Annotated in this window: 25 protein-coding genes; 1 reads left to right on the top strand and 24 read right to left on the bottom strand. The window is 63.9% G+C overall.

Annotation, left to right across the window (positions count from 1 at the left end; all coding sequences use genetic code 11):
• Positions 1-183: 183 nt before the first annotated feature.
• Positions 184-648: a YybH family protein gene (locus tag G8O24_RS05580; protein WP_188097288.1), complete on the top strand. Its 465-nt coding sequence runs from the start codon at positions 184-186 to the stop codon at positions 646-648.
• A gap of 23 nt (positions 649-671) precedes the next feature.
• Here the strand turns inward: G8O24_RS05580 and G8O24_RS05575 are convergent, their stop codons facing one another.
• The 24 genes from G8O24_RS05575 to G8O24_RS05460 all read right to left on the bottom strand — a co-directional run bounded on the left by G8O24_RS05575 (position 672) and on the right by G8O24_RS05460 (position 26,543).
• Positions 672-2,039: a PAS domain-containing sensor histidine kinase gene (locus tag G8O24_RS05575; RefSeq protein WP_188097286.1), complete on the bottom strand. Its 1,368-nt coding sequence runs from the start codon at positions 2,037-2,039 to the stop codon at positions 672-674.
• Complete coding sequence (locus G8O24_RS05570) at positions 2,014-3,468, bottom strand: sigma-54-dependent transcriptional regulator (protein ID WP_188097284.1); 1,455 nt, start codon at positions 3,466-3,468, stop codon at positions 2,014-2,016. The genes G8O24_RS05575 and G8O24_RS05570 overlap by 26 nt, the downstream gene beginning before the upstream one ends.
• The gene (locus G8O24_RS05565; RefSeq protein WP_188097282.1) at positions 3,465-5,165 is read right to left on the bottom strand and encodes a hydrogenase maturation protein; all 1,701 of its coding nucleotides are present in this window, start codon (positions 5,163-5,165) and stop codon (positions 3,465-3,467) included. The genes G8O24_RS05570 and G8O24_RS05565 overlap by 4 nt, the downstream gene beginning before the upstream one ends.
• Positions 5,166-5,196: 31 nt before the next feature.
• On the bottom strand, positions 5,197-6,237 hold the full coding sequence (gene hypE, locus G8O24_RS05560) for a hydrogenase expression/formation protein HypE (protein ID WP_188097280.1): 1,041 nt from the start codon (positions 6,235-6,237) through the stop codon (positions 5,197-5,199).
• Positions 6,234-7,376 (bottom strand): hydrogenase formation protein HypD, encoded by a 1,143-nt coding sequence (gene hypD / locus G8O24_RS05555; protein ID WP_188097279.1) that lies wholly within the window; start codon positions 7,374-7,376, stop codon positions 6,234-6,236. Before hypD ends, hypE begins: the two co-directional genes overlap by 4 nt.
• Positions 7,373-7,609: a HypC/HybG/HupF family hydrogenase formation chaperone gene (locus G8O24_RS05550; protein ID WP_188097277.1), complete on the bottom strand. Its 237-nt coding sequence runs from the start codon at positions 7,607-7,609 to the stop codon at positions 7,373-7,375. The genes hypD and G8O24_RS05550 overlap by 4 nt, the downstream gene beginning before the upstream one ends.
• The gene (hypF, locus tag G8O24_RS05545) at positions 7,609-9,870 is read right to left on the bottom strand and encodes a carbamoyltransferase HypF (protein ID WP_188097275.1); all 2,262 of its coding nucleotides are present in this window, start codon (positions 9,868-9,870) and stop codon (positions 7,609-7,611) included. The genes G8O24_RS05550 and hypF overlap by 1 nt, the downstream gene beginning before the upstream one ends.
• Before the next feature lie 2 nt (positions 9,871-9,872).
• Positions 9,873-10,769 carry a hydrogenase nickel incorporation protein HypB gene (hypB, locus tag G8O24_RS05540; RefSeq protein ID WP_188097273.1) on the bottom strand — a complete coding sequence of 299 codons (897 nt, stop codon included), beginning with the start codon at positions 10,767-10,769 and terminating at the stop codon, positions 9,873-9,875.
• On the bottom strand, positions 10,769-11,110 hold the full coding sequence (gene hypA / locus G8O24_RS05535) for a hydrogenase maturation nickel metallochaperone HypA (RefSeq protein WP_188097271.1): 342 nt from the start codon (positions 11,108-11,110) through the stop codon (positions 10,769-10,771). Before hypA ends, hypB begins: the two co-directional genes overlap by 1 nt.
• Positions 11,103-12,188 (bottom strand): nickel-dependent hydrogenase large subunit, encoded by a 1,086-nt coding sequence (locus tag G8O24_RS05530; protein WP_188097269.1) that lies wholly within the window; start codon positions 12,186-12,188, stop codon positions 11,103-11,105. Before G8O24_RS05530 ends, hypA begins: the two co-directional genes overlap by 8 nt.
• Positions 12,185-12,697 carry a [NiFe]-hydrogenase assembly chaperone HybE gene (gene hybE, locus G8O24_RS05525; protein ID WP_188097267.1) on the bottom strand — a complete coding sequence of 171 codons (513 nt, stop codon included), beginning with the start codon at positions 12,695-12,697 and terminating at the stop codon, positions 12,185-12,187. The genes G8O24_RS05530 and hybE overlap by 4 nt, the downstream gene beginning before the upstream one ends.
• Positions 12,694-12,903: a rubredoxin gene (locus tag G8O24_RS05520; RefSeq protein WP_188097265.1), complete on the bottom strand. Its 210-nt coding sequence runs from the start codon at positions 12,901-12,903 to the stop codon at positions 12,694-12,696. The genes hybE and G8O24_RS05520 overlap by 4 nt, the downstream gene beginning before the upstream one ends.
• Positions 12,900-13,763, bottom strand: a complete 864-nt coding sequence (locus G8O24_RS05515; RefSeq protein ID WP_188097263.1) for a hydrogenase expression/formation protein — start codon at positions 13,761-13,763, stop codon at positions 12,900-12,902. The genes G8O24_RS05520 and G8O24_RS05515 overlap by 4 nt, the downstream gene beginning before the upstream one ends.
• Positions 13,760-14,206, bottom strand: a complete 447-nt coding sequence (locus tag G8O24_RS05510) for a thioredoxin domain-containing protein (protein ID WP_188097261.1) — start codon at positions 14,204-14,206, stop codon at positions 13,760-13,762. The genes G8O24_RS05515 and G8O24_RS05510 overlap by 4 nt, the downstream gene beginning before the upstream one ends.
• A gap of 279 nt (positions 14,207-14,485) precedes the next feature.
• Positions 14,486-14,782, bottom strand: a complete 297-nt coding sequence (locus G8O24_RS05505) for a HypC/HybG/HupF family hydrogenase formation chaperone (RefSeq protein ID WP_188097259.1) — start codon at positions 14,780-14,782, stop codon at positions 14,486-14,488.
• Positions 14,783-14,809: 27 nt separating this feature from the next.
• Positions 14,810-15,388, bottom strand: a complete 579-nt coding sequence (locus G8O24_RS05500) for a HyaD/HybD family hydrogenase maturation endopeptidase (RefSeq protein WP_188097257.1) — start codon at positions 15,386-15,388, stop codon at positions 14,810-14,812.
• A gap of 14 nt (positions 15,389-15,402) precedes the next feature.
• A complete protein-coding gene (gene cybH / locus G8O24_RS05495) occupies positions 15,403-16,146 on the bottom strand; it encodes a Ni/Fe-hydrogenase, b-type cytochrome subunit (RefSeq protein ID WP_188097255.1) in 744 nt (247 codons plus the stop codon).
• Positions 16,147-16,155: 9 nt separating this feature from the next.
• Positions 16,156-17,946 carry a nickel-dependent hydrogenase large subunit gene (locus G8O24_RS05490; RefSeq protein ID WP_188097253.1) on the bottom strand — a complete coding sequence of 597 codons (1,791 nt, stop codon included), beginning with the start codon at positions 17,944-17,946 and terminating at the stop codon, positions 16,156-16,158.
• A gap of 29 nt (positions 17,947-17,975) precedes the next feature.
• Complete coding sequence (locus tag G8O24_RS05485; RefSeq protein WP_188097251.1) at positions 17,976-19,067, bottom strand: hydrogenase small subunit; 1,092 nt, start codon at positions 19,065-19,067, stop codon at positions 17,976-17,978.
• A gap of 195 nt (positions 19,068-19,262) precedes the next feature.
• Entirely contained in the window at positions 19,263-20,702 is a 1,440-nt protein-coding gene (locus G8O24_RS05480) for a nickel-dependent hydrogenase large subunit (protein ID WP_188097249.1), read from the bottom strand.
• Complete coding sequence (locus G8O24_RS05475) at positions 20,699-21,715, bottom strand: NADH-quinone oxidoreductase subunit B family protein (protein ID WP_188097247.1); 1,017 nt, start codon at positions 21,713-21,715, stop codon at positions 20,699-20,701. The genes G8O24_RS05480 and G8O24_RS05475 overlap by 4 nt, the downstream gene beginning before the upstream one ends.
• 68 nt (positions 21,716-21,783) lie before the next feature.
• Positions 21,784-23,103, bottom strand: coding sequence for a DUF3422 domain-containing protein (locus G8O24_RS05470; RefSeq protein WP_188097245.1), 1,320 nt, complete (start codon positions 23,101-23,103; stop codon positions 21,784-21,786).
• A 76-nt stretch (positions 23,104-23,179) separates the two neighbouring features.
• Positions 23,180-25,489 (bottom strand): TonB-dependent receptor, encoded by a 2,310-nt coding sequence (locus G8O24_RS05465; protein WP_188097243.1) that lies wholly within the window; start codon positions 25,487-25,489, stop codon positions 23,180-23,182.
• Positions 25,470-26,543: a HoxN/HupN/NixA family nickel/cobalt transporter gene (locus G8O24_RS05460; RefSeq protein WP_188097241.1), complete on the bottom strand. Its 1,074-nt coding sequence runs from the start codon at positions 26,541-26,543 to the stop codon at positions 25,470-25,472. The genes G8O24_RS05465 and G8O24_RS05460 overlap by 20 nt, the downstream gene beginning before the upstream one ends.
• Positions 26,544-26,782 lie beyond the last annotated feature (239 nt).

Here is a 26,782-nt window from a genome sequence, read left to right as displayed (position 1 = left end):
CGCCGCTACATCAGAACATCGCCTTTCTTTTCAGTCCTCTCGCGGTGCGGCCAGGACGCCGTTCGTATCGCGGACCTCCGTGCATTTCAGCAATGAGAATGGCTAGTGGAAATACGCGCTGTGAGCGACCCGATATTCGAACTGGAGGCGACACGGCAATGTCGCCACGAAAGGAAGGATCGCATGAAACGACTCGCAATAGCATTTCTCATCACGGCTACATTGGCCCTGAGCGGGCCTGCATTGGCGCAGCCGAGCGAGGACGGCGTGCGGGACTTTTTCTCGCAATTCGTGGCAGCACAGAATGCGCACGACGCGGCGAAAGTGAAATCAATGCTGTGGAATTCACCTCAACTTCTGTTCTTTTCGCGAGGTGTCGAAATCAGAGGGACGGAGTCGGTCGCGGCGCGCTTCAGCGAATACTATCAGGGAACCTGGCGGGTCGCGCCCGACATGTCGAAATTCCACGTCGCGCTGATCTCGGATCACGTCGCACAAATATTGGTCCCTATTGTGTTCACGCGAGGCTTGCCAGGGGCAGAGCCGCAAAGCAGCACCTTCCTAATCAGCCAGACCCTGGTTCGAGATTCGGATGGCTGGAAGCTGGCTTCGATCATGCCGATTGCAAACACCCAGTTCAAACAGTAGCGACTTGCGATTCCGTCAATCCGCTAAGCGGACGGCAACGCAAAACTGAAACTAGCGCCGCCGTCTGGTTCGTTCGCCGCAACCAGCTCGCCACCATGTTCGCGCACGATGCCGTAGCTGATCCAGAGGCCTAGTCCCGTCCCCTCGCCGACCCGCTTGGTGGTGAAGAACGGCTCGAAGACGTGGCTGATGTGGTCGTTGTCGATGCCGGGGCCATTGTCGCTGACCTTGAACAGGATCTCGTTGCCTGTGCGTGCGGCTGAGACGACCAACCGCGGCAGCTCCGTGCCCCGCATCGCGTCGATGGCATTCTCCACCAGATTGACGATCACTTGATGCAGTTGCCCCTCGTTGCCTGAAATCCAGAGTTCCGGCTCAATCTCCATCTGCAGGTCGACGCGTATCTGTTTGGTGCGGACTGCCCACAAAACCGCGGTGTTGATCAGCCGCTCGATATTGACGCGTTCGACCTCGCCGATCTTGCTGAAGGATAGCCGTCGCAGATTCTTCACGATCTCGCTGATACGGACCGCGCCCTCCAGCGTGCCTTCGATCAGCGGTCCGAAATCTTCCAGAATATCGTCGATGCGCAGGCTCTTCCTTTGAGCCTGCAGGTCGTCCGCCTTGCCCTTGCCGTGGACGGCATCGAGATAGGCGACAATCGCGGTGCGATAGCGTGTCAGCGTGTGGATGTTGCCATAGACGAAGCTGATCGGGTTGTTCAACTCATGCGCAACGCCGGCGACGAGCCGGCCGAGGCTTGCCATCTTCTCCTGCTCGACCAATTGACGCTGGGCGCGCTGCAACTCGTGATGCGCCTTGTGCAGCGCCTCATAAGCGCGGCGAAGCTCGCCGATCGGCCGTCCGGTCAGCACCACCCCGATGAAGCGGCCGCGATGATCGTGGCGCGGGGAGCTGTTGATGGCGAAGAGATCGGAACTGCCGCGTTCGCTCGAGAACCGTAGCTCGCCATCGACGACATCAGAACCGCTGCGCGGCTTCAAGAGCGAGACCAGCTTGGCATTGTCGGCGACATCGATGACATCGGCGATGTTCCTGCCGACGATCTCCAGCACACTGCAATTGAGCGTGTGCTGGAACGCGGAATTGACCTGCTGCACCAGTCCCTTCGCATCGCAGACGATGAGGATGTCGGAAACGGACTCGATGACGTTGGTGACGAAGGCCTGCGCCTCTTCGAGCTCCGCATTCTTGTGCTCGAGATCGACCTCGTAGCGCAGGAGGTCGGAGTAGACCTCGTCCATCTTGCGGATGACTTCGATCCAGGCGTCCTCGCGCTCATGATCGAACTCGATCGCACCGCGATTGGTGATCAGCTTGAGCAGCGATTCGGTTTCGCCAGCATCAGGAGAATGCGTCGCCTTTGGCATTTTTTCTCAAATCATACCTGGACAGCTTGTTCCTGAGACCGACACGCGACAGCCCAAGCTCGCTCGCGACCCGGCTGATATTGCCTTCGTACCGCTCCAGATAGCTGATGATAACCGACTTCTCGAGATCCTCCACCTTATCCTTCAGGGTGGCCGAACCGTTCAGCTTGCCATGGACCGCCATGGCCGGCTGCCTGCTGTTGCGCCGGCCGAGCTGCAGCGGGGCGCGCAGTTCGTCGGCGTCGGCCAGAACAGCCATGCGCTGGATCTCGTTCTGAAGCTCGCGCACATTGCCCGGCCAGTGATATTTGACGAACGCCTCGAGAGCTGGAGCGGCAAAGCGCAGGCTCGGCCGGTTGAAGGAGGTCTTGACGGACGACAGCACCCCCTCCGCGATCAGCGGAATGTCCATCGGACGCTCGCGCAGCGCCGGCATGTGAACGGGAAACGCGGCCAGGCGATAATACAGATCGCGCCGAAAGCGGCCCGCCTCGACCTCGGCCTCGAGATCCCTGTTGGTGGCGGCCACCACACGGACGTCGACCTTGCGCACCCGCTGCGCGCCCAGCGGCCGGATCTCGCTCTCCTGGAGCACGCGCAACAGCTTGACCTGGAATGCCGGCGAGGTCTCACCGATCTCGTCGAGGAAGATGGTGCCGCCATCGGCGACCTCGAACAGGCCGATGCGATCCTGGTAGGCGCCGGTGAAGGCCCCCTTCTTGCAGCCGAACAATTCGCTTTCCAGCAGCTCGTCAGGCAGCGCGCCGCAATTCTCGACCACAAAGGCCTTGCTGGCGCGGGCCGAGCCGTAATGGATCGCGCGCGCCAGCAGCTCCTTGCCGGTGCCGGACTCACCGGTGATCAGCACGGATATGTCGTATTCGGCGGCGCGCCGGCCGAGCTCGATGACGGCATGCATCGGGCTGTCAGGGGAATGCACGATGCGGTTGAAGTCGTAGAGCTGCTTTGCCGCGCCGCGCTTGACCGAGACGACCTTCTTGATGTGCTCCGGTGTCGCCTTGACGTCGACGCCGGCAGTTTCGGTCTCCTTCTGGAGGCGGTAGAGCTGGACCGCCTCCTTGACGATGTCGATGAGGCGGTCGGGCTGCCAGGGTTTTGTGATGTACTGGTAGATGCCGGCCTCGTTCAGCCCGGCGATGATGTCCTCCGAGTCCGAATAGCCGGAGATGATCATCCGCACCGGATCTGGCCAGACCTCTCTGACCCGCTTGAGGAAGCTGACGCCCGACTCATGAGGCATGCGCTGGTCGCACAGGATGGCGTGGACGATTTCGCCTTCCAGCAACTTTTCCGCGTCTGCCGCACTGCCGGCGCAGAGCACCTCAAAGTCCTCGCGAAGGACGCGCCGCAGTGCTTCCTGAGAGCGGACCTCGTCATCGACGACCAAAATGGTTCCCTGCACGCTCAAGATCGCACCGCCATGCGGCTGGATTGATCGGGCGTCCGCCGCGCCCGGTGAGTGGCGATGGTCAGCGGCGTGCGCGACTTCGGCACCTTGTGGATGAAATTGTAGCGAGCCACGTGATAGCTCGGATCGAAGCCGAAGAAATTGAGGCGCATCCGGCGCAATTCCTCGTCACGATAGGCCTGCAACGGCTTTGCGGCCTCATCGCTCGCGCGCCGTCGCTGCTTGTCGGCGAGGCGCGCGGCAAAACCTTCGTCCGCCACCATGGCGGCAGCGCGTTTCACGAGATCAGCCTCTGCAAGCTCCGCGCCCGACAGCACACGGTCGACGATGCCGAGCCGCCGAGCCTCCTCCACGCCCATCGGCAATCGGCACTGCGTCATCCGGGTTGCGTTCGCCGCACCCGCACGCCGCGGCAACAGATATGTCCAGTATTCCGAGCCGTAGAGATTGCCCATGTCCTTGTAATGCGGATTGAGGACGATCCGGTCGCTCGCCCAGACCTCATCGGCAGCCAGGCTCAGGAACACGCCGCCCGCTCCCGCATTGCCTCTGATCACCGAGACGACCAGACGGTCGGTGGTTTCGATGATCGCGCGGGTGAGATCGTCGATCGCATTGATATTGCGCCAGGACTCATCGGCGGCGCTGTCGGCCGCCTCGATCTCGGCAAGATGAATTCCGTTCGACCAATAGTCATGGCCGCCGGTCAGGAGCAGCACCTTGGTCGGGCGCCCCAGCGCCGTGCGATAGGCGTCGAGCAAGACTTCGCAGTCGCTGCTGCTCATCGCGCCGTTGTAGAACGAAAATTGCAATACGCCGACCTCGCCCTGCTCGCGATGTTGCACCGGCGCGTAGCCACAGCCGGGTCGGTGCGGCAGGCGAGCCGCCTCTGCGGCGAACACTTTTGTCGCCGGCAGCTTCAGGCTCTTCGGTCCCAGCCGCTTGACGTGACCGATCCAGACCGCGCCATCCACCGTGGCACGGCCGAGTGCACCGTCGCATTGGGCCACGACGGTGCCTGGCACACCGGAAATGCCGTGCGCCTCGTGCGCGTCGAACAGCCTGACGTCCTCGAAGAACAGGCTGTCGACAAGCCCCGGCATACCATCAGCGCTGTGGATCTTGCGCAGGACGGTCGCGGTCATATCGCGTTGCCAGTCGATCGCCCGATCCGCCTGACGACAGGGCCCCCTCACGCGAATGCGCGGATCGGCCGCATGCATCGGCTGCGGCGTCGCATGTCCGGATTCGATCGCATCAATGGCGTCCAGCACCGCCTCGACGGCGCACGCCGTCACCTCATTTCGGTAGATGCTGGATTTGGCCGCATTCCGCATTGGGAACGCGCGAAACGCCCACACCGGGCCGGCGTCGAACTCGCCGTCCGCCTGGAGCACCGTGACGCCCCACTCGCGGGCGCCCTCGAGAACAGCCCAGTCGAGCGCGGCCGGTCCGCGGTCGCCGGGCGGACCCGGATGCACGACCAGGCAGCGCACGCTTCGCCAGACGTCGTCAGGGATGGCGCGCTTCAGGAATGGTGCGATGACCAGATCGGGCCGGTGCAAGGCCACGCTCTCGCGCGTGACGTCCGCATGGATATCGAGCTCGACCGAGACCTCATGGCCACGCTCCCTGAGCTCGACATGGAGCCGCTGCGTCAGGCTGTTGAAGGAATGCGACAGGAGCAGGATGCGCATCGTGGCCTCGGCAGATTCCTCAACAGATTCTTCAACAGATTCTTGGCAGCTGCTCGCCCGAGAGCCAGTCGACGATTCGACCGCCGCCGAAGCTCGTCGCCATCTGCACGAAATGATGATCGTCAGCAACCGCCTCGCCGATATCGGCGGCATCCCGGCCGAGCGGATGCGCGCGCATTGCCGCCAGCACGGCTTCGGCCGCCTCCGGCGACACGATTGCGACCAGCTTGCCCTCATTGGCGACATGGAGCGGATCTAGCCCCAGCAGCTCGCAGGCCGCGGCCACGCCCGGCTTCACCGGGATCGCCTCTTCCTGGAGGCGGAAGCCGAGATCGGATTGCTCGGCGATCTCGTTCAACGTGGCCGCGAGCCCGCCACGCGTGGGATCGCGCATCAGGCGGATGCCGTGTCCCCCGACCTCCACCATCTTCGCGACCAGGTCGTTCAACGACGCCGAATCCGAGACGATCTCCGTTTCGAACGCGAGATTCTGCCGTTTGGACATGATGGCAACCCCGTGATCGCCGAGCGTGCCGGAAATCAGGACCCGGTCGCCGGCCTCAGCCTTCTCGGCCGACAGGTCCAGCTCGTCGGGCACAACGCCGACGCCGGCGGTCGAGATAAACAGACCGTCAGCCTTGCCGCGCTCGACCACCTTCGTGTCGCCGGTGATGATGTGGACGCCGGCTTCGCGCGCTGCTTGCCCCATGGACTCCGCGATCATCCTGAGGTCAGCGAACCGAAACCCCTCCTCGATGATGAAGCTGGCCGAGAGATAGAGCGGCTTCGCGCCGGCCATGGCGATGTCGTTGACGGTGCCATGGACCGCGAGCGAGCCGATATTGCCGCCGGGAAAGAACAGCGGCGAAACCACATAGCCGTCGGTCGTCATCACCATGCGCCCGGCGCCGACGGCGAACGCCGACTGATCATTGCCCCGAGCCAGCCATTCATTGCCAAAAGCCTCGTGGAACAGGCCGGAGATCAGCTGCGCCATGGCACGACCGCCCGAACCGTGAGACAGGTCGACGCAGCCGTTCTTGATATCGAGCTTGCGCTGATGGGCCTTCATGACGCCCGCCTCTGCTGATGGTCGCGGAAGCGGCCGTAGGTCCAATGCGCCGCACACGCGCCTTCGGAGGAGACCATGCAGGAGCCCATCGGCGTTTCCGGCGTACAGACGGTGCCGAACAGCTTGCAGTCGACCGGCTTCTTCACCCCGCGCAAAATGGCGCCGCATTCGCAGGCCGGATTGTCATCGACACGCAGCTCGTTCATGTCGAAGCGAATTTCGGCGTCATATTTGGCGTAGGCGCGCTTCAGCTTCAGGCCGCTGTAAGGCACCGAACCGAGCCCGCGCCATTCGAACTCGTCGCGCAGCTCGAAGATGTCGGCGACCTCCTCCTTGGCGCGCAGATTACCATCGCGGGTTACGGCGCGGCTGTACTGGTTCTCGACCTCGTGCCTGTTCTCGTTGACCTGCCGCACCAGCATCAGGATCGCCTGCATCATGTCGAGCGGCTCAAACCCGGAGATCACCACGGGCTTGCCGAATTCCTCCGCGAAGAATTCGTAAGGCGCAGTACCGATGATGGTCGAAACGTGGGCGGGTCCGACGAAACCGTCGATCTCGACCCGCCCGATGTTGCGGATGTCGGGACTATCGAGAATGTTCTGCATAGCCGGCGGTGTCAGCACGTGGTTGCAGAATACGCTGAAATTTTCAAGCTGTTTCCTGTCCGCCAGCCGGATCATGACCGCGGTCGGCGGCGTCGTGGTCTCAAAGCCGATCGCGAAGAACACGACCTCGCGCTCGGGATTCTCGTCCGCGATCCTGACCGCATCGATGGTGGAATAGACCATGCGGATATCGGCCCCGCGCGCCTTCGCCTTCAGCAGCGAGGCACCTTGCGACCCCGGTACGCGCATCAAATCGCCATACACACACAGGATCACCTCGCTGCGCTCTGCGAGCCGGATTGCCATGTCGATGCGCCCGGCTGGCAGCACGCAAACCGGGCAGCCGGGGCCGTGGATCATCCGCACGGTCTTCGGCAGCATGTCCTCGAGGCCATAGCGCGAGATCGCGTGGGTATGGCCACCGCAGAATTCCATGAAGCGATAGGGCCGCTGCGGATCGGCCTCGGCGCAAATCGCCTTTGCGAGCCCCAGCGCGATCTGCTTGTCGCGAAACTCGTCGGCATATTTCATGGCATGGCTCCCTGGGCCTCGGCGCTGAGCTCGCGCAACAATTCGAGAGTCCGCCGAGCCTCCTCGGGATCGATCTTGGCCAGCGCATAGCCGACATGGAGGATGACATAGTCACCCACGGCGAGATCCTCGATCAGGGCGACCGAGATCTCCTTGCTGACGCCGTCAATGGTGACGACGGCCATCGCGTCGGGCAAAAGTTTCGTGACCTCAGCGGGTATCGCGAGACACATCAGGCGGTTCCTTCCGGGCCTTGCTGTTCGAGGAAATGGAGCGCGGCGATCCAGGCCTGGCCGAGGCTGAGGCCGCCATCATTGGGCGGAACCTGTCGCGGCAGCAATGGCGAGAGCTTTGCGGCAATGCAGCCGCGTTCGATTTCGCCTGAAACAATCGCATTGAGAAAGCAGCCGCCACTCAGGGCGACGGTGGTGATGCCGGTCTGGCGCGCTGCACGACCGATCCAGTCGACACAGGCGGCGGCAAAGGTGCCGTGGAACAGCTCGGCACCAACGACCGGATCGACCTCCTCGGTCGCAACCCGCAGGAGCAACGGGCCAAGCGACAACACGCCGTTTTCGATCGTCCAGCCGTGCTCGGCGATGCGCGGCCTGCGCACGAGCGCTTCCAGCTTCATTGCGGCCTCGCCTTCATAGCTCTGCACGGCCGAGCCGCCAAGCAGCGCCGCAACGGCGTCAAACAGCCGACCGGCGCTGGTCGTAGTCGGCACATCGCACTGGTCGAGCAAGGCATTCAGGCGCGACGCCTGCGGCTGCTCCGCAAAGCGGCGCGCGATGTCGTCGCCATGGTGCAAACCGTGCAGCACGCTCGCCGCCATCCGCCATGGCTCGCGCGCGGCCCGGTCGCCGCCCGGCATCTTGAGCGGAGCGAGATGACCGAGGCGACGAAAACACCAGCCATCGCACAGCAGCAGCTCACCTCCCCAATTGCCACCGTCGCTGCCATGACCGAAACCATCCAGCACAAGAGCGAGCGCAGGACCTTCGATGCCGTGCTCGGCCATGACGGAGGCGGCGTGGGCATGATGATGCTGGACCGCGATCAGCCTCTTTCCGCTCGCTTCGGCGAAACGGGTCGAAGCCATGTTCGGATGCAGATCATGAGCGATAACGACCGGATCGACATCGAGCGTCGAAAGCAGATGATTCACGGTCTCCTCGAAGAAGCGAATGCCCTCGGCGGTGTCGAGATCGCCGATATGCTGCGAGACGAACGCCTCGCCGCCGCGCGTGACGGTAACGGTCGACTTCAGGGCACCGCCGACCGCAAGGAGGGGTGGAACAGATCGGGCGAGACGGACGGGTTCGGGAACGTAGCCGCGAGCACGGCGGATGAACTGCGTTCGTCCCGCGACCACCGACACGACGGAGTCGTCGGCGCGGGTCACGATGTCGCGGTCGTGGGTCACGACGAGATCGGCAATGGCTGCGAGCCTCTGCCTGGCCTCGTCGTTATCGATCAGGAGCGGCTCTCCGCCCGGATTGGCGCTGGTCGCGACGATCGCCCAACTCTCGTCGTGCCGTGGATGCGCCGAATTCAGGGCGTGGAGAACCAAGTGGTGCATCGGCGTGACCGGCAGCATGACGCCAACCCGCGACAGCTGCGGCGCGACCGCCGGAGCGAGCCGGTAGCGCGAGTTCATTAGCACGATCGGCCGCGTCGAACTCTCGAGCAAGGCGAGTTCCACCGGATCGGCCTCGGCGATCTCGGCAACGTCGCGCGCCGATCCGGTCATGACGGCAAACGGTTTCTGATCGCGATGCTTGCGCTGCCGCAGGCGCTGCACGGCCTGTTCGTTGCGGGCATCGCAGATCAGCTGATAGCCGCCAAGTCCCTTGATCGCGACGATTCCACCGGTCGCCACCGCGGTCGCGATCTCCTCGATACCATGGCTGAGCCGTGGGCCGCATTGCGGGCAGGCGATCGCCTCGGCGTGGAAGCGGCGGCTCGCTGGATCGGCGTAGTCGGCCGAGCAAGCCTCGCACATCGCAAAGCACTTCATGGCCGTCGTGCTGCGATCATAGGGCAGCCGTTCGGCGATCGTATAGCGCGGACCGCAATGGGTGCAATTGACGAAGGGGTAGCGGTGAAAACGGCTGGCCGGGTTGAACAGCTCACGCAGGCAGTCCGTGCAGGTTGCGGCATCGGCGACGATACGCGTCGAGACCTTGCCCTGCTCGCTTGGACGGATGCTGAAATCCTTGCTCGCCGCCACGCAGATCGGGCGCACCGAGATCTCGTCGATCCGCGCCAGTGGCGGTTTTTCGAGCGGAAGTGCGGTGACGAAGTCGGCGGCACGCTTGCCTTCGCCTTCGACCTCTATGACGACACCATGCGGGTCATTGGCGACGAATCCACCGAGACGATAACGCGTCGCAAGGCCGTAGATATAGGGACGAAAACCCACGCCCTGCACGGCGCCACGCACATGCAGGCGTAGCCGCTGTCGGTCTCGTGCTGTGGCCCCTTCGCTCATCGTCAATCCTGCGTGGCCATCGCCGTCTGCTTCATCTTTGCCCCGCGCCGGCGAATCCAGGCATAGAAGGCGGGAAATCCTTCACCTGTGCGCGCCGACACCGTCAGCACTTCGATCCCCGGGTTGACCCGCCGCGCATATTCGACGGTCCGGGCGAGATCGAAATCAAGCACTGGCGCGAGATCGATCTTGTTGATCAGCATCAAGGAGGAGGCCGCGAACATGTCGGGGTATTTCAACGGCTTGTCCTCGCCCTCGGTGGTCGAGAACACCACGATCTTGCAGGCTTCGCCGAGATCGAATGCGGCGGGGCAAACGAGGTTGCCGACATTCTCGATAAAGAGGATGCCGCCATTCAGCCACGGCAGGCGGTCATAGGCCTCGCCGACCATGGCGGCATCGAGATGGCAGCCCTTGCCGGTGTTGACCTGGATCGCCGCGACGCCGGTTGCACGAATCCGTTCGGCATCGTTGGACGTCTGTTGATCGCCCTCGATCACGCCGATCGGGAAGCCGTTCTTCAACTCCGAGACGGCACGTACCAGCAGCGAGGTCTTCCCGGCGCCCGGACTCGAGACCAGATTGAAGGCAAGCACTTCGTCGGCCTGAAAGCGGGCCCGATTGTCGGCCGCGAGCCTGTCGTTCTTGCCGAGAATGTCGCGCTCGACCTGGATGATGCGGTCGCTGCTCATGCCGGCGATCTTCTGGCCGGCCGGATTGGCGCCGCAGTCGAGCAGCCCTCCATCGTCAGGCGCGTGATCTCGGTGATGGTGGTGATCATGTCCATCACCGTGATGATGGTGATGATGATGATGTCCGCCATGACCATGATCATGATCATGATCGTGCGCGTGTCTAATGGACGCCTTGCCGTCGCTGCAGCCGCAGACCGTACACATCAGTCGACCTCCAATTCCCTGACGCGCATCTCTTCGCCGCCAGTCACCTGCAGTTGATGGCCGCCGCAGGACGGGCACGGCTCGTACCGCTGCTTGATCTCGACGCTCTTGGAGCAGGCCATGCACCAGGCCGTTCCCGGCGTCTCGACGATCTCGAGCCGCGCGCCTTGCGCGATGGTCCGCGCGGCGACGGCCTCGAAGCAGAACTTCAAGGCCTCCGGCGCGACATGGCTGAGCGCGCCAATCTCCAGACAGACGATGTTCACCTTCGCGAAGGCGCGCTTGCGCGCTTCCTCCTCGACGATGCCGATGATGCCTTCGCACAGCGCCATCTCATGCATGGCCGGCCTCGCGAAATTCGAGGCTGAAGCCGACGCAAGGGTCAAACGAGTCGACCATGACGCGAACCGCCTCCTGTCCCCGCCTGCCCGCGGCGATCAGCGAGCCCTTGAGGCTCCGGACCAGCGGTCCTCGGGTATGAAAATTCCATTCGGTCGGCGCCAGGAATTCGAAGTTGACGATGCGATCCTCCTCGTCGAGTGCAACGGCGTGATAGAGCCGGCCACGCGCGCATTCGACCGCCGCCGCGCCCCTGCCAGCGCCGAGGCGATAGCTCGCGACGGCCTCGTCGGCGGGATCGGCCTCGCCGCCGTCAAGCCAGGCGCAGAGTTGTGCGATCTCGGCGATGCGAGCCTTGAGGCGCGCGCCTGGGCTAGCCTCCGGCGACGCGGCTCGCTCACGCCGCGCCCTGCGCGCCCAGACACCGGTTTCCGGGATCTTGCCATCGAGATCCGGCGCATCGGAGTAGGCCGCACCGTCCGCCAGCAGGCGCGTGACGACGTCGAGATCATCAGCCGCCGTCAGGAATGATGGCTCGGCCATCGGCGACGACAAGCCCTTGTCATGACAGGTCGCGATGTAGGCGGCGAGCGCGCTGCTCGGGGCCAGCGTCTGGCCAGTGATCCCGAGAGCGCCGAGCGCGGCCTTGATCTGTGCGACCGCATCGCGGCGCAAAGCGTCGGGAACGGGCTCGCTCGAGCCGCCGAGGACCATGCCAGCCTGCATCATGCTCCGCACGGCCGCCGCGCCCGCCGCATCCAGTGCGAGCCGTCCGACGAACAGGCTGCGCAGCAGCTCGGTCAGTCGCTCGGCAATAACAGCCATCACGCGGCCCTGCACCGCCATCCGTGTCGCCTCCCGCCCTTGCGCTGCCTCGACGGCCGACAGGAATGCCACCTGGTGGGCGACGGAGCATAGCGAAAACAGCCGCGGCAGCACCGGGAGAAGCGAGACCGCCGGCTTTCCCGCAAACAGCCGCGTCATTGGTGGCCGGCTGCGCGGCCGGATCGCGACGTCGGCGATCTTGCCGCTGGCAAGCCACACAGTGATGTCGATCTCGTTGCGGAAGGCCAGGCTCATGCGCGCCGCTCCGTCAAAGTCCCGCGCAGGAAATGACGCCGATCGATCGGGGTTGTCGCGGGCCCGCGGCGTCGGACCGCCTCCTCACTGTCCGCCGCCAGCATCAGTTCGGCAAGCGCGGCCTCCGCCGTCGCCCGCGCCGCCGCCATGTCCGCAAACTGGAACATCGGCGAGAACAGCGAGCAGCTCGCGATCCGGCCCAACTGTCCGGCCTCGCTCAGGGTGAACTCGATGTCGCCTGCGGGAAAGCGGATGCGCACGGCCGCGCCCGAGCCGTCCCGCGCTGCGCTCGCCGGCATCATCACATTCATGAACCACGGCGTCACCAGGATGCCGACGATCGTGCCGTCGAAGTGGCGGAAACCGATTGCCTCGACGCCGAGCGCGTCATTGTAGATCGGCAGATCGCGCATCGCGCGCGCGCCGATCTCCCGGTAGGTTCCGGCCAGAAGCTCGCCCCACGCCACCGCGTCGGCCTCGCCGGCCAGATCTGGCGCGCTTGCCGTCATGCCTCGATCGCCATGAATTTGGATTTCGGAGCGTCGCAGTTTGGGCAATGCCACTCCTCCGGCAACGCCGCGAACGGCGTGCCGGGAGCGATCTGCGCGACCTCGTCACCATCGGCAGGATCATACACGGTCCAGCAGATGCCGCATTCCAGCCGCGTGACATCGGCAACGTCCTGGCGCACGCCGAAATTCTCGAAGGCGCTCATTTGAAATAGGCCTCGATGATTTCGTGAAGCCGCTCGGCGGAATCCTCGAAATCCTCATCCGCGGCAAGTGCGACGGTTGGCACGCCGCCGACTTCGAGCGTGTCGAGGATGATGGTGTCCATGGCGTTGAAGAACTGCACCGACCACACATTGCGAATGCCGGTGGACAGCACCCGGCAGGTGCCATAGCCACGTGAGACGAGCTGGATCGGTCCGTTCCGGATCGTGTCCTGCAGAAAACTCATGTCGACCGGGCTCATCGGCAGCAGCGTGAAATTGATGATCTGCGAGCGGAGACCGGGCCGCCAGGCCAGAGCACGTTCGCGGATCTCGGCGAGCACCGGCAGCACGTTCATGGCGCCGTCCGGCACCTCTCCGATCTCGAAATCGGCGGACGTCAGGTCGGCAGCCGCGCGCCTGACGATCTCGGGAATCGCTGCGATCTCGAGGTACTCATGATTGGCGTCGGTCTCGAGCCGCACGCGCCAGATTCCCGCGAGCACCGATTCCTGGATCTGCGCCAACGATCCGTCCGGCAGCGCGACGACGCCGCCGACCTCGCCCTCGCCGAGCACATCGGTAACGAGCTTGCTCTCGAGCTCGTTGAGATTGGCAAGCCGGAACAGTTGCGATGGCGCGTCCGCCTTTTGGGCCGCAATCGCCTCCGCGATCTTCGATAGCAGTGCGACCGCGTTCGGGCAGCTCTTGGCGAGCTCGGCGCTGTCAAGCGTCGCAAGCCTCGCGAGCGCGCCGGCCGCCGTCAGGCTGCCATTCGACGCATTGAGGCTCTCTTCGCCAATCGGAAATACGCTGACCGGCTGCTCGGCGCCTTCTGGTGCATCCCAGAATCCGACCTTCATAGTTCGACACCTTGCGCGCGATTCTGGGGAACGATGGTGACGGCGACTGCAGCGCTTTGCCCGCGCGGATGGTCGATTAGCCTGGTGATGCGATCGACATAGACCGACCAGTCCTGGATCTTGGCGATCAGCCCCAACGTCTCGCCCCTGGCGACGAAGATCAGCGTCGGCTGCACGCGTACGCCGAAGCGCTCGCCGAGAGCACGCTCGGCGTCACGCGCGATGACCGCGCCGCGCAGCCGGCCGCCGAATGCCGTGATCAGCTCCGGCAGCACCACGGCGACGTCGACCGCCTCCGGAAAGCGATTGGGATCGCCTGCCGACAGCAGCACCGCGACCACACCGGCCTCGTCAGCCGCGCCTAGAAACTGATCGACCGTCGCAGCATCGACCTCGTTGAGGCCGTGCCGCGTCAGATCGTGCTTTCCCACCTGGAATTCCATCAGACCTCCCCTGACAAGCTTATGATTTTGCTCGGGATAGAGGTTAGCAAGCGATGTGCCAGGACAATCCAGCATTCTTCCAGATTTATGTCATTGATTTATATCATGTCTTTCTAGTCACCGATCGTCGTACGGACCTCGATGATAAGTTACTTTCCATTTTCAATGAAAGCTTTCTTTGCATGATAGAAAGCTAGCTTCCAACGGACCCGCGGCGAGCACAAGCCGCTTCGGCTGCGAGCATGGCAATGAGCATGGCAATTTCGGGGGGACCTGGCCCTATTCGGACCGAAGATGGGCCGGCAACTGCGGCTCGCGGTCGATCAAGTCGGCGAAGAAGCGGTCACAATTCTCGCCGTCGAGCGCGGCACCGAGACCGTCGATCGCAGCGCCGATCAGGCGCGCCTCCTCCTCGTCGAGACACCGGATCGCGGTGTCGATGTAGACGAGGACGTGGGCGCCGACCGGCGGGTTGGCGAGCAGCAGCACGGAGACGCGCCGCTGCTCGCCGCGGAATTCGCACAGTGCCGACATCCCATCGGTCTCGATAACAGTCATCGGCAGGCCGAGGCACATCGCGCTTTCTCCGAAAGACCGTGCCGGTCAGGCCGGCCGCATCTCATAATTGGCGTAGTCGATGTCGTTGGCGAGCAGTCGCTCGGTGTCTGCCAATGGCACGCTGCGGCGGCCGACCGTGATGCCCCACTCCGCCAACACGGCGCAGGCGAGATCGATTGCCGGTGCGATCTGATCCCGTACCGGCGGCGTCAGCGGACCGCCCCAGTCCTCGAGATCGAGCGGCTGGCAGCCGATCAACACGAGATGCTGCGGACATCTGCCCAGCAGATCGGCGGCGCTGATCACTTCCTGAAAGCCGGTCTGATGCAGGCTCATCTTCTTGGCACCCGTGAAGCGCGGCACCTCGTCGTCGCGCACGAGCTTCAACTGGCCAGGCTCGAGGCCATAGTCGATTGCGTCGAACACGATCAGACGATCGGCCTCCTCCAGATAGTTGACGAGGTAGAGCCCCTGCGTGCCGCCATCGAGAATGGTGACATTGTCCGGCACGACGTAGCGACGGTGGAACTCTTCCACCGTGCGCACGCCAAAGCCTTCGTCGGCCCACAGGATGTTGCCGATGCCAAGCACCAGGATGCGGTCGTCATGCGGGGATGTCGGCATCGATAGCATCCCCTTCAATCACGGAACTGCCGCTCACCCGAGATCATCGAGGAGATGATGCTCTGGCGCGACATGATGTCTTCGCGGATGGCGGCATAGATGTGCACCATCACGAACGTCACCAATGCCCACATACCGAGATGGTGCCAGGTGTGGACGTCCTGGCTGTTCGGCCAAATCACGAACACCCAGCCAAACAGCTTGTGCTGCCAGCTGTCGATCCCCTGACCTTCCGAATACAGCGCAAAGCCGGTGATGATCATGAAGGCCACGAATAGCGTAAAGCCGGTGAACATCGCAGTCTGCGCCAGCGGATTGTGGCCGACATACATCTTCGGCTCGCGCTCTAGGAACGCGTACCAGCGGATCTCGTGCAGCACTTCCTTCCAGAACTGCTTGCGATGGACCGGGACGTAGAAGATCTGCCGGGAATGGTGATTGCCGACGAAGGCCCACAGGATGCGGGTGAGGAAGAATACCGCGAGCACCTGCCCTGCCGCGAAATGGGTGAAGCGAATGTAACCCATGACGAAATTGTCGGAAGCCTCGCCCGCGACCGTCGGCAGCGGCGTTCCGATCAGGTAGCCAGTCACCATCAACACCACAATCGAGAATGCGTTCACCCAATGGCAGATCCGCACCGGTGCTTCGTAGACATAGACGGTGGGTCTCCCCACCACCCGTTCTCCGGAAGCATCTGCTGCGATCGCCGCAAGGTTGGGCCCGGTATCCGAGGCCGGAGCAACTGCATCCATCATGTCCGCCTCCTACCTGACCTTGACCTTGGCGAGCTCCTGGCCGTCGGGGCTCATGACGTGGGTCGAGCAGGCCAGGCAGGGATCGAAGGAATGAATGGTGCGCAAAATCTCGAGCGGCTGCTCGGGGTTGACCATCGGCGTGTTCATCAGCGAGGCCTCGAAGGCGCCGATGTTGCCCTTGGGATCGCGCGGCGAACCGTTCCAGGTGGTCGGCACCACGCACTGGTAGTTGTCGATCTTGGTGTCCTTGATCTTGATCCAGTGCGCAAGCGCGCCCCGCGGCGCCTCGGTGAAGCCGACACCCTTGGCCTCCTTTGGCCAACTCTCCGGCTTCCACTTGTCGACATTGGCGGTCGAACTGTCGCCGGCCTTGATGTTGGCGACGAGCTTGTCCTGGAAGTAGCGCATCTGACGCCCAGCCCAGACGGATTCGAGCGCGCGCGCCGCGGTGCGGCCGAGCGTCGAGAACAGCGCCGACGTTGGCAGGTTCAAATCCTTCAGGAACTTGTCGACGGGATCCTTGAATTCGGCCTTGTTCTGCGCGTAGCCGACGACCCAGCGCGCCAGCGGTCCGACCTCCATGGCGTGCCCCTTCCAGCGCGGCGCCTTGATCCACGAATATTTGCCGCCCTCGTCGAGCTGCTCGATCGCGGTCTTGGTGCCCTTGGCGTTGGGCCCGAGCACGTAGTTCGGCTCCGTGACGCCATCCCAGGGATGCAGACCCTTGGTCTCATCAGGATATTTGTACCAGGAATGGACCACGAACTCCTGGATCTCATCCGGATTGGCATGATCGACCGGAAACACCTCAGAGAGATTGCCGTTGATGATGGCACCGCGCGGCAGCTTCAGGCTCTTTGTGGAATAGTCATTGGCATGTTCGGGCACGTCCCCATAAGCGAGCACGCTCTTGCCCGAGAGGCCGCCGCCGTAGAGCCAGTCCTTGTAGAACGAGCCGATCGCCGCGACGTCGGGCAGATAGACCTGCTCGTTGAACTCGATCAGCCGATCGATGATCGAGGAGATCAGGTTCAACCGTTCCATGTTGATTGCGCCGACGGCGCCGGTGCCGTCGACATTGATCGGACAGGGAACGCCGCCGACCAGCCAGTTCGGATGCGGGTTCTTGCCGCCGAAGATGGTGTGGACCTTGACGATGTCCTTCTGGAAGTCGAGCGCCTCCAGATAATGCGCCACCGCCATCAGATTGGCTTCGGGCGGCAGCTTGTAGGCCTTGCTGCCCCAATAGCCGTTCTTGAACGGACCGAGCTGTCCTGATTCGACGAACTTCTTCAGCCTCGTCTGCAGATCCTTGAAGTAACCGGGTGACGACAGCGGCCAACTCGAGATCGACTGCGCCAGTGTCGAGGTCGCGCGCGGATCGGCCGAGAGCGCCGAGACGACGTCGACCCAGTCCAGCGCGTGAAGGTGATAGAAGTGGACGATGTGGTCGTGCACCTGCAAGGCAAGCTGCATCAGGTTGCGGATCGAATTGGCGTTCTCGGGAATCGTGATCCCGAGCGCGTTCTCGACCGCCCGCACCGACGTCAGCGCGTGCGTGCCGGTGCAGACACCGCAGATCCGCTCAGTGAACGCCCAGGCGTCGCGCGGATCGCGGTTCTTCAGGATCACTTCGATGCCACGCCACATCGTACCGGTCGAAACCGCGTTGCGAATGACGTTGTCAGCGTCGACGTTGACCTCGACCCGCATGTGCCCCTCGATGCGGGTCACTGGATCGACGACGATGCGCTTGCCGGAATTGTCGAGATTGAAGCCGTTGGGAGTCTGGATGCCCATGGTTGTCCTACCCTGATATGTCTTTTCGATCAGCTGTTGTGGTCGGCGTCTTCGCGCTTGGTCGCGAGCCGCTTCACCGCGGTCACCGCCGCGTGTGCCGCCACCGCAGCGCCGACGGCGCCGGCCGCCGCCATGCCGATCTGATCGGCATTCTTCTCGATGCCGAACTGCTTGATGTTGGTGAGACGGTCGTAGAACGAGCCCTTGTCCCAGAAGCCGTCCTCGGAACAGCCGATGCAGCCGTGCCCGGACTGGATCGGGAACGACACGCCGCCGTTCCAGCGGACGGTGGAGCAGGCGTTGTAGGTGGTCGGCCCCTTGCAGCCCATCTTGTAGAGGCAGTAGCCCTTGCGCGCGGCCTCGTCGTCCCACTCCTCGACGAACTGGCCCGCGTCGAAATGCGGCCGCCGATAGCATTTGTCGTGAATGCGCTGCGAGTAGAACATCTTCGGCCGACCCTGACGGTCGAGCTCGGGCAGCTTGCCGAAGGTGGTGATGAAGGTGACGACGCCGGTCATCACCTCGGCGATCGGGGGGCACCCCGGCACCTTGATGATCGGCTTGTTGGTGATCACCTTGTCGATCGGGGTCGCTTGCGTCGGATTGGGCTTGGCCGCCTGGACACAGCCCCAGGACGCACAGGCGCCCCAGGCGATGATCGCCATCGCGTCCTCGGCCATCATCTTCAGCTTCTCGACGAACGGCTTGCCGCCATCAATGCAGAACATCCCGCCTTCGTTCAGCGGCGGATTGCCTTCCACCGCGAGGATGTACTGGCCCTTGTGCTTGGCGCGCGTCTCATCGAGGATCGCTTCGGCCTGGTGACCCGCGGCCGCCATGATGGTGTCGTCATAATCGAGCGAGATCATCGACAGCACGGCATCCTTGACCAGCGGATGCGCGGAACGGATGAAGCTCTCGGAGCAACAGGTGCATTCGAGGCCGTGCATCCAGATCACCGGCACACGAGGCTTGGTCTCGAGCGCGTTGGCGATGCGGCTTGCCGCCAGCGGACCGAGGCCGAGGCTCGTTGCGGTCAGACTGCAGAACTTGTGAAAGCTCCGACGCGTGATCCCTTGCCGCCTGATCACGCTGTAAAATGTTTCCGTCGCCGCGCCCATGAACCCTCCCGTCTCGGCTTTGACTTTTCAATGACGCCAAGGACAGCAAGAAGCAGGCCAACAGCCTGGAGTGATTCAAAAGTGGAGAGATTCCAGAACGTTGCGTTTGAATCGCTCTCATGAAAGGTACGTGAGGGCGCTAAAATGACGAGAAGCGGAAACAATTCGATTTGCAGCCGGCAACGAAGTTTCCGGTCAATGTGCGGTGCACACCATGCAGGGATCGAACGAGCGCACGATGTGCTGGATCGCCACCGCGCGGGGACCTTCATCGCCGACATCGGTGCCGACGAGCGCCTGCTCCAGCGGGCCACCGACGTCAAAGGAATCGCGCGGCGAAAAATTCCAGGTGGTCGGTGCGATGATCTGGTAGCGCTCGATCTTGCCGCCGCGTACCGCCATCCAGTGCCCGAGACTGCCACGGGCGGCCTCGACCAGCCCGACATAGCTACCATCGGGGATGTCGCCTGCGCTATGGCAGAACGGCTCCGACAAGCGCAGCGCTCGCGTCCACTGCTCCATCGCAAGCGCAATGCGCGCGGTCTCGATCAGCCGCGCGATCACGCGGTTGCGCACGTTGGTCCCGCTCGCAGACACCAGGTCAGCAATCAACGCCTGCCCCGCCACCATCTGGCGCGCGATGGCGCCGACTTCGATCGGCTGGCCCGATAACCGCGGCGCCTTGCACCAGCTATAGGCCGCCGGCTTGTCGGGATCTGGCACCGTATTGCTGTGGGCAGGGTCGACCGAAGACTCCCGCATCCAGGCGTGCGAGACATCCTCGGTGATCTGTGTCAGCGGCAGCGGCTCGATCGCTGCGCGGGGGCCGAACAGGCCGCGCGGAAACAACCCGCCATCAACGCCATGATAGGCGCCGTAGCTCATCATCAAGCCCGTGCCCTTGCCGAGCTCCGACAATGCAAGACTGTCCGCCAGCCGCAGGAAATGCGAAAAATCGCCGCGACGGCCATCGCGCCAGCGATCGAGCTCGTTCGCGGTCGTGATCGCCAGCACGTTCTCCAGCGAATCCGCGAACACGACGCGTTCGAGGAAGCTTCGAAACGCGGTCGTGATCGACAGCAGCCGGACGCGCTCGCCGAGGTCGATGGCGCGCGTCGTACCGCCGGGTTGGAACGCGAGGCTGTGCGGCCATTTTCCGGCGATGATGCCCATGGTCTCCAGCAGCCGTGCCCGCGCCGGCAGGGCATCGCGCGTCGCGCTGCCGCGGGTTGCCGCAAAGCGCTCGCGGGTCTCCTCGTGCCAGGCGTGCGCGGCATAGGCCTCGCGGGCGAAGTCCGGCATGAAGAAAATGTAGAAATGGGTCAGATGGTCGGCCGCGTTCTCCGCCGCATGGGCAATGTTGGTCGCGAGCGACCCGTTCGGCGCCGCCTCGACGGACATCGCGTCACGCAGCGCGGCCGCCGCCGCAACCGATTGCGACACCGAGCAGATGCCGCAGATTCGCGGCGCCAGCGCCAACGCGTCGAGCGGCGGCCTTCCTTCGAGAATCTGCTCGAAACCGCGGTAAAGCGGCGCCGTCACCTCGGCGCGCATGACCCGGCCACCCTCGACGTCGAGGCGGACTTCGAGATCACCCTCGACGCGGTTGAACGGGCCGATCGTGATCCGCGTCATGGCTTGCCCTTGGGCGTTGCGCGGCCAGGCGGCACGACCACATGGTCGGCGGTCGCGTTCAGCCGCACGCGCCGCGGCGTCGCCGACTTCGACAGCGCCGCGAGCGCGACGAACCAGGCTTTTGGCATGTCGGTTGGAAGGCCGACCGGAATGCCCGCGAGCTTGGCGGTCTCCAGAAAGTTCTGGGCGCCCTCGAAGCCCGGCGACGTGCAGGCGATGCAGGCATAGCCGCCCTTGGTGCAGGAGCCGCCGCCGTTCCAGGACCGCTGATTGCAGTCGCCGACGGCCTGCGTGGCCTTGCAGCCAAGATGCTCCATCAGGCAACCGCGCTCGGACATGGTCTCGGCGCTGGCCTTGAACTCGTAGAACTCGTTGCGCGAGCAGCCGTGATGGGCGAGATGATTGGCGATGAATTTCGGCCGCCCGTATCCATCGAGATCGGTCGCGGCAATATCCTTTGTGGTCAGTGCCAGGATGGTTTCCATCATCCAGCCCGGATGCGGGGCACAACCGGCGACGTTGATGACCGGCAGACCGAGCCGCGAGCGAAAGCCGGCCCCCAATGCACCACCGCTATCCGAGCCTTCAAACTGCAGCCCGACGGCATCGGTCGGGTTCGAGCCCGCGGCCGGAACGCCGCCAAAGGCGGCGCAGCTTCCGACCGCAATCACATAGTCGGCGCGCGGTGCCAGATCGAGCATCCAGCGATAGACCGAGCGGCCAGTTCCTGCGAGCATGTTGAAGCGGCCCGTGTCATTCGGCCCCCGCGCGACGGACCCCTCCAGCAGGAGCAGGTCAAGCCGGACCTTGCCGTCCAGCACGGATTGCAGCACCTCGATCGCCTCCTCGCCGGTCTCCTCGCTGACGGAGGGATGCCATAGCAGGTTGATGCCGAACTGCCTGAGCTCGTCGAACCAGCCGGAGGCGCCGCTTTCGAGGATCGACATGGTGCAGCCGCCGCAGCTGGCGCCCTGCAGCCAGAGCACGTTGGTCATTCCGTCGGATCGGCTCATGATACGTCTCCCGGTCGCCCCAGCTTCAACCGCTATCTTCCGAAGCGCAAGAGGCTCGTTTCCACAGCTCAATCGTGCGCGCCCGACGGCTCGTCGTGTTTGAGGTGCCGCCTGCGGATGTTGCGGGTCACGATCCAGACCAGGCCCACGGCCACCGGCACGAACACCGCGGTCGCCAGCGAAGGCTCGACATGCAGCCCGCCGTCATGCGCCCCCTTGGCGAGATAGCCGAACAGGCTGACGACGTAATAGCCGATCGCCGCGACCGACAATCCTTCGACCGTGCTCTGCAGCCGCAACTGCAGCTTGGTGCGCTCGTCCATCGAACGCAGCAGGTCGCGATTCTGCTCTTCGAGCTCGACGTCGACGCGGGTTCGCAACAGGTCGGCGGCGCGCGCGAGCTTGATCGATAAATTGGCTTGCCTGTCCTCCATCGTGGCGCAGGTCCGCATCGCCGGCGCCATGCGACGGGCGAGAAACGAGGACCAGGTCGGATAGCCCGCGATCTCGCCGCCTTCGATCACGGCGAGGCGGGCCTGCACGATGTCATAATAGGCCCGGCTCGCGCCGAAGCGGAACAGGCTGCCGGCAGCTCCCCTTTCCAGCGACGCGGCCAAAGCGGTCAACTCCGTCAACAGATGATTGTTGAGCTTGAGATCCTCCGCCCCCTGCATCTCCTCGAGCACTTCGACCAGTCGCCGGCCGATATGATCCACCGACGGCGCAAGCTCGAGCGCGGCCGGAAGGCCGAGCAGCGCCAGCGTGCGATAGGTCTCGATTTCGAGCACGCGCTGCACCAGGGCGCCGAGGCGGCCTGGCGACAGGCCATCATTGCACACCAGGATGCGTACGAAGCCCTGATCGTCGACCCGAAAGTCGGACGCAACGACTGCCGGTCCGCTGCGGACTGCGGCCATGGCGAGGCTGCTTCGCTCGAAAAGCTGTTGAGCACGCTCCAGCGCGGACGACGTCTGCTCGACCTCGAGCTTGACCGCGACCAGCAACTGGCCGGATTGCGAAAGGGACCGGATCAAACTGGCCGGCTCATCCCCGATCGCGCCGAACGCGCGTGACGATTGATTTGCGCGGCTGAGAATCCAGGTGAAGGTCGTGAATTCGGAATGCTGCTCCCACCGGAGCTGGATCGCACCAATCGTCACCTGATGATGCTTGGTTCCTTCGTCCGGTGGCGGTTGCCCCTGGGCGGCACAGAACGCTACGAATTTTTCGCGGTCGGCGGCAGCAACGTCGCCCTGACTGAGGAAAGCCATGCGCAGCACGGTCAGCGGCGCCGTCAGCCGCGTGAACGGGCGCGCGTGCACTTCGCCAAGCACCGCACCGCGCTGCGGATGCAGGTCAAAGCCGGCCAGATCGAGATCACGCTTCATCGATGTTTCCCCAAGGCTCTCCTGCCATTCACGACCACACCACCTCCATATTGCCGCAACCACCGACGGGACAAACCTAAAATGTCCCAGCCACCGTGAGACGAACCGTCAGCGGCTCGACCGGATGCAGCACGTAGTCCATCACGCCGTTGCGGCAGACCGCCGTCGGCGCGACGCCGCCGGCACAGAGGCCGTACAGCGTATCGGTCTTGAGCAGCGAACCGTAGGCATAGCTGATCTGGTTTGCCTTTGTGTCGAACAGGTTGAGCACGTCGAGCTGGATGCGCCAGCCATTGTCGATGCGATAACCGAGACGGCCGTTGACGATGCTGGTCGCTGACGAGCGGAACGCGTTGTCTTCGGTCAACGGGCTCGACGCCAGATAGCGCCAGCGCAACGAGCCGAACCAGCCGGTCTTTTCACCGAGCGTGACGCCGGCCGACGCCACCATCGGCGGCGCATTCGGGATGTAGCTGCCGGGCGCATTGCCAAGTTGCGCCTCCGGATAGCCGGCGAGCGAGGCATATACCGCCGCCTGCTCGCTGTCATAGCCGCGGAAGCGCGCATGTGTCATCGCCAGATCGGCGTCGATGTCGATCCAGGAGCTTGGGCGGTAGTGGTTGGTCCATTCGAAGCCGTAACGGCGGCTCGCCCGCGTCGCCTCGGTGTCGCCGGCATCGCCCGAGAACAGGATTTCGGAGTCCTGGTCGAGGATGAAGAGGCTGAATGACGACTCCAGACCGGTAACGGCCCTGCTGCGAATGCCGATCTCCGCCCCGCGCGTGCACACCAGCAACGGCGACGGCGAGAGTTTTGTGGCGGGATCGCCCGGATCTTCCGTCGTGGTCGCGCCGCGGGCGTCGTTCGAATGCATGCCATAGCCGGCGCCGAGAAACAGCTCGGTCCGATTGAATGGCCCGAGCACCATCCTGAACTTCGGACTCCCGAGCGATGCATCGACGCGCCCGGAATTGTTCGAATTGAACAGCGACGTGACATTGGCCGCGTAGTAGTCGCCGCGCCAGCCGACCGTGGTCCGGAGCCAGTCGGTCCAGCGCACGGTGTTCTCGGCATAGACTCCGACGCTGCCTTCGCCGACCTTGTCGCTGCGGATTGGGGAGATGAAGCCGCGCTGGACGGTGCTGGACAATGCGAGATCGATCGCATCGTAGCGCGATTGCAGGCCGATGGCGGTCTGCATCGGCAGGCCTGCGAAAGATCCGTTCAGCGTGCGCGAAATATTGGCGCCGGACATCAGCCGGTCGTCGTGCTGGTGAAACTGATCGCCGAGCACGGGATCGCCGAGGAAGTAGGTAAAGTTGTTGAAGAGATCGAGCTGGCTTTTCACCACATAGGCATTCGCCTTCCAGGAGCCGAGCTCGTCGCTCTGCGCCACGCGGCCGGATAGCGCGAAGCGGTTGGTGTTGCCGCCGTCGGTCGGATCCTCGGAGCCGAAGCGGTCGACGAAACCTGATGTGATCGCGCGCTGTGGAATCTGGTCGGTCGAATTCCATCTGTTCGCATAGGCCATGCCGGTGACGGACACGCCATCGGTCGCGGTGCCCTGGCTGTAGCGCACCAGACCGTTGAGCTTGCGCACCATGTCCGGGTTGTCCCAGGGGCCGTTGTAGGTGCCGATTTCGCCGGCCACGAGCAGCGCGCCGTCGCCGAGCTTGGCGGAGTCCATGCCGAGCAGACGGCGATAGCCGAAACTGCCGGCGGTCACCTGTGCAAGGGTCCTGGTGCGATCGATCAGGCCGATATGCACGCTCCCGACCGAGGCGAAATCGCCTTCGTCGGCAAAATACGGTCCCTTGCGTACGTCCATCGCAGCGATGGATTCCGGAATCAGCCAGTTAAGGTCGGCATAGCCTTGGCCGTGCGCGTGCGTGCGCATGTTGACGGGCACGTCGTCGACAGTGATGGCGAGGTCGGTCCCGTGGTCGAGGTTATAGCCGCGCAGGAAATACTGGTTGGCTTTGCCCTCGCCGGAATGCTGGGTGACGATCAGACCCGGCACGGTTTCGAGCGCTTCGCCCGGCCGCGCGAATGGACGGGCGTTGATCCTTTCGCCTGAAACGGTGAGCTCGCTCGCCATGCCGGGTGCCCGTTGTTCGCCGGAGGCGACGCTGCGCGGGTCGGCGGTTTGCGAGCCAGCCGGGGAAACATGGATGCGGCGGCCGACCGGGCGCGAGGCACCAGCGCGGCGCGACGCGGGAAGCTTCTTGTGATGAGTTGTCTCGCCAGCGGTGATCTGGATCGGCGGCAATTCCTGCGCGAGGCCATCGTCTCGCGCGAAGGCGCCGCCGCCATCCACGAGCAGAGCCAAGGCCGAGAGTGTCAGCACGCCATAGCGACGTCCGCCCTCAAACCGCCTCGGTCGCATCGGCGCCTCGCAGCTCATTCGCATGCGACGGGTCACATGCGATGACGCGGCGGTACAGCAACGCCGATACCAGCCACGCGACCGCGAACAGCGCAACGACCGCGGCACCGGCATTGGCAAGCGACTCATTGAGAGCGTCGACCAGCGCCCACACGCCGCCGGAAGGGCCGAGGCGATCAGAGATCAAGCTGAGCGCCTCGATGCCACCGATCATCAGCGCAACCGCAACCGACGCGCCGGTGATGGTGAGGTTGTACCAGAGCTTTCGCATGGGATCGACGAGCGCCCAGCGATAGGCGCTGACCATCAGCATGGAGTCGGCGGTGTCGACCAGAGCCATGCCTGAGGCGAACAGCGCGGGGAAGACCAGGATGTTGGCGAGGGAAGCACCGCGCGCCGCTTCGGTCGCGGAGATGCTGAGCAGGCCAATTTCGGTCGCGGTGTCGAAACCCAGACCAAACAACAGGCCGAGCGGAAACATGTGCCAAGGCTTCGTCACCAGGCGAAACATCGGGCCAAGCAGCCGCGCAAGCAAGCCGTGATGGGCGAGCGGCGCACTGAGCCCCGCGGCGTCATGGACGCCCTGCTCTCGCGCCGTGCGAAAGGTCCGCCACAGGCCGGCGAAGATCGCAAGGTTGATCGCCGCGATCGTGAGCAGGAACAAGGCGGATACCGAGGTGCCGATCAGGCTGCCGAGCTGCCTCAGCAGGCTGTCTCCGCCGAGGCTGACGACGCCGAGTGCAAGCAGCACGGTCGCCCCGAGGACGATGGAGGAGTGACCGAGCGCGAAATAGAGCCCCGCGGTCTTCGGCGCGTCGTCCACATGCATCAACTTGCGCACGACATTGTCGATGGCCGCGATGTGATCGGCATCCACGGCGTGACGCAGGCCGAACGCCCAGGCGAGCAACGCCGTCGCCATCACCGCGGGCCGATCGGCAAACAGCGCAACGGCCCAGGCCCACGAGGCAACATTGGCTGTGATCAGCCCACTGAACAGCACCAATATTCCGGGCTCAACTGCCCGCACGGACAATCTCGTCACGCCAGCCATCCCTGCCCGCACTCCGGTATGATGTTTCTATAAAACTATCATACCGGATAGCAATATCCGGGCCAGCCGGGCAGGATCTGGCGCGCGGCTCGATCTGGAGCCCCAAACCGTTGTTTTCGAGCAGATTTCGTATCCAACGGCGTTGCCGACGCGCTTTCGGGCGTGCCATCTGGAAACCAACTATCCACAATTGCCAACGTCGTGACGTCCGCCCTGGCACCTAGTGCATCAATCGCGCA

It is taken from the genome of Bradyrhizobium campsiandrae, from assembly GCF_014529705.1.
Lineage (GTDB): Bacteria > Pseudomonadota > Alphaproteobacteria > Rhizobiales > Xanthobacteraceae > Bradyrhizobium > Bradyrhizobium campsiandrae.
Note: the sequence above shows the minus strand (reverse complement) of the source record. Positions and strands in the feature narration are given on the sequence as shown.

Coding starts and splice junctions, on each gene's coding strand:
- G8O24_RS05580 (WP_188097288.1), top strand. CDS start 184: ATGAAACGACTCGCAATAGCATTTCTCATCACGGCTACATTGGCCCTG.
- G8O24_RS05575 (WP_188097286.1), bottom strand. CDS start 2,039: ATGCCAAAGGCGACGCATTCTCCTGATGCTGGCGAAACCGAATCGCTG.
- G8O24_RS05565 (WP_188097282.1), bottom strand. CDS start 5,165: ATGCGCATCCTGCTCCTGTCGCATTCCTTCAACAGCCTGACGCAGCGG.
- hypE (WP_188097280.1), bottom strand. CDS start 6,237: ATGAAGGCCCATCAGCGCAAGCTCGATATCAAGAACGGCTGCGTCGAC.
- hypD (WP_188097279.1), bottom strand. CDS start 7,376: ATGAAATATGCCGACGAGTTTCGCGACAAGCAGATCGCGCTGGGGCTC.
- G8O24_RS05550 (WP_188097277.1), bottom strand. CDS start 7,609: ATGTGTCTCGCGATACCCGCTGAGGTCACGAAACTTTTGCCCGACGCG.
- hypF (WP_188097275.1), bottom strand. CDS start 9,870: ATGAGCGAAGGGGCCACAGCACGAGACCGACAGCGGCTACGCCTGCAT.
- hypB (WP_188097273.1), bottom strand. CDS start 10,769: ATGTGTACGGTCTGCGGCTGCAGCGACGGCAAGGCGTCCATTAGACAC.
- hypA (WP_188097271.1), bottom strand. CDS start 11,110: ATGCATGAGATGGCGCTGTGCGAAGGCATCATCGGCATCGTCGAGGAG.
- G8O24_RS05530 (WP_188097269.1), bottom strand. CDS start 12,188: ATGAGCCTGGCCTTCCGCAACGAGATCGACATCACTGTGTGGCTTGCC.
- hybE (WP_188097267.1), bottom strand. CDS start 12,697: ATGACGGCAAGCGCGCCAGATCTGGCCGGCGAGGCCGACGCGGTGGCG.
- G8O24_RS05520 (WP_188097265.1), bottom strand. CDS start 12,903: ATGAGCGCCTTCGAGAATTTCGGCGTGCGCCAGGACGTTGCCGATGTC.
- G8O24_RS05515 (WP_188097263.1), bottom strand. CDS start 13,763: ATGAAGGTCGGATTCTGGGATGCACCAGAAGGCGCCGAGCAGCCGGTC.
- G8O24_RS05510 (WP_188097261.1), bottom strand. CDS start 14,206: ATGGAATTCCAGGTGGGAAAGCACGATCTGACGCGGCACGGCCTCAAC.
- G8O24_RS05505 (WP_188097259.1), bottom strand. CDS start 14,782: ATGTGCCTCGGCCTGCCGATGACTGTTATCGAGACCGATGGGATGTCG.
- G8O24_RS05500 (WP_188097257.1), bottom strand. CDS start 15,388: ATGCCGACATCCCCGCATGACGACCGCATCCTGGTGCTTGGCATCGGC.
- cybH (WP_188097255.1), bottom strand. CDS start 16,146: ATGATGGATGCAGTTGCTCCGGCCTCGGATACCGGGCCCAACCTTGCG.
- G8O24_RS05490 (WP_188097253.1), bottom strand. CDS start 17,946: ATGGGCATCCAGACTCCCAACGGCTTCAATCTCGACAATTCCGGCAAG.
- G8O24_RS05485 (WP_188097251.1), bottom strand. CDS start 19,067: ATGGGCGCGGCGACGGAAACATTTTACAGCGTGATCAGGCGGCAAGGG.
- G8O24_RS05480 (WP_188097249.1), bottom strand. CDS start 20,702: ATGACGCGGATCACGATCGGCCCGTTCAACCGCGTCGAGGGTGATCTC.
- G8O24_RS05475 (WP_188097247.1), bottom strand. CDS start 21,715: ATGAGCCGATCCGACGGAATGACCAACGTGCTCTGGCTGCAGGGCGCC.
- G8O24_RS05470 (WP_188097245.1), bottom strand. CDS start 23,103: ATGAAGCGTGATCTCGATCTGGCCGGCTTTGACCTGCATCCGCAGCGC.
- G8O24_RS05465 (WP_188097243.1), bottom strand. CDS start 25,489: ATGCGACCGAGGCGGTTTGAGGGCGGACGTCGCTATGGCGTGCTGACA.
- G8O24_RS05460 (WP_188097241.1), bottom strand. CDS start 26,543: ATGGCTGGCGTGACGAGATTGTCCGTGCGGGCAGTTGAGCCCGGAATA.